The 1,767-nt window shown below is 59.8% G+C and carries 2 protein-coding genes and 1 pseudogene; all 3 read left to right on the forward strand.

Features of this window, described 5'->3' with window-relative positions:
- Positions 1–296 (forward strand): annotated as a pseudogene (locus tag ACRESJ_RS33735) (transposase); the annotation flags it as partial.
- Positions 297–356: 60 nt separating this feature from the next.
- Positions 357–1,322, forward strand: a complete 966-nt coding sequence (locus ACRESJ_RS33740; RefSeq protein WP_431761748.1) for an IS481 family transposase — start codon at positions 357–359, stop codon at positions 1,320–1,322.
- 57 nt (positions 1,323–1,379) lie between these two features.
- A partial coding sequence (locus ACRESJ_RS33745) for a hypothetical protein (protein WP_431761749.1) occupies positions 1,380–1,767 on the forward strand: 388 nt, incomplete at its 3' end.

A 1,767-nucleotide genomic window follows, 5' to 3' on the forward strand; every position in this document is an offset into this window, starting at 1 on the left:
TGCGGTTCCTGGGCCTTGGTCTCGGTGATAAAGCGCCGGACCGCAACACGATCTGGACGTTCCGCGAGGCGCTGAAGGAGGCCGGCGCGATCGAGGCGCTGTTTGCCGCTTTTGACGCCGCGATCACGGCGTCGGGCTATCGCGCGACGCACGGGCAGATCGTGGATGCGAGCCTCGTTGCCGCGCCAAAACAGCGTCTGACCGACGGGGAGAAGGCGGCGATCAAGGGCGGCAAATCGGCGAACGAGATATGGGCCAATCCCAAGTGCGCGGCGCAGAAGGACATCGACGCGCGCTAGGTGTTTAGTCCCGGCGAATCCTGGCACGGTTTTATCGACCGCAGCAAGGGATTGGCTATGGGACAGATACTTCACGGCAGCGCCACGACGACAGAGGCGGTCCGTCGAGCAATACAAGATAGTCAAGAGAGCGTGAGAGCTCTCGCAGCACGTCACGGGATCAACCCGAAGACGGTGCAAAAGTGGAGGAAGCGCGCGTTCACGCATGACGCCGCAATGGGACCGAAAGAGGTCCATTCAACGGTTTTAACGCCAGAAGAAGAAGCGGCCTGCGTCGCCTTTCGCAAGCATACGCTGTTGCCGCTCGACGATTGCCTTTACGCGCTGCAATCGACGATCCCCTGTTTGACGCGGTCAAGCCTGCATCGACTGTTTCAGCGCCATGAGATATCGCGCCTTCCCGAAGTGGAAGGCGACAAGAAGCCGAAGAAAAAGTTCAAAGTCTATCCGATCGGATACTTCCACATCGATATTACCGAAGTCCGCACTGAGGAAGGCAAGCTTTATATGTATGTCGCGATCGACCGCACATCGAAGTTCGCCTTCGCTAAGCTCGTCGATAAAGCCAATCGCAAGACTGCTTCAGCTTTCCTGGTCGCGCTGATCAAGGCCGTTCCTTACAAGATCCACACGGTTCTCACCGACAACGGCATCCAGTTCACCTTCCCGCCAAGATACCGAGACGGCCCCACGGCGACCTGCGTGTCGCATATGTTCGACATGCGCTGCCGCGACAACGGCATCGAGCATCGACTGACGAAGCCCTATCATCCTTGGACGAACGGTCAGGTCGAGCGAATGAACCGGACAATCAAGGAAGCGACCGTCAAACGGTACCATTACGGCAGCCACAAGCAGCTCCGCGCACACCTTCAGTCGTTCATTGACGCCTACAACTTCGCCAAGCGCCTGAAGAGGCTAAAGGGCCTCACGCCTTACGAGTGCATCTGTAAATGCTGGACGACGGAGCCGAAAAGATTCAAACTGAATCCGTTGCAGGACATGCCGGGACTAAACACCTAGCATCACCAACCCACCCCGCCGCTTTTCCGCCGCACTCATCCGGTTTAGGATCGCCTTATGTCGCTTCTCGCCGCCCTTTTGTTCGCGTTGACGCCGGAGGCGCCTTATCTTGCGCCCTATCTGACCGCGGCGGCGGAGGTTGAGGGCGCCAATCCGCGTTATGTCGACTGCATCAAGCTGATTGAAGAAGATGTCGAGATCGGCCGCATCGCGGCCCAGCAATGGGCGCTTGAGGGCGGCGGGCCAGCGGCGCAGCATTGCCTTGCGATCGCCGATATCGCGGCCGGTTTCCCGCGCCTTGGCGCGGTCCGCCTGATGACGCTTTCCGACCGACCGCAAGCCGGCGATGCAACAGCGCGCGCGCGCATCAAAGCCGAAGCCGCGCTCGCGTTTCTTGACGCCGGGGCGTCCGACTTCGCCGAAGAAGCGCTCATCGGCGCACTCG

This window comes from Pseudomonas sp., assembly GCF_050739655.1.
GTDB lineage: Bacteria > Pseudomonadota > Gammaproteobacteria > Pseudomonadales > Pseudomonadaceae > Aquipseudomonas.

Bases quoted from the DNA above. Each gene is read 5' to 3' on its own strand.
- ACRESJ_RS33740 (WP_431761748.1), top strand. From the start codon at position 357: ATGGGACAGATACTTCACGGCAGCGCCACGACGACAGAGGCGGTCCGT.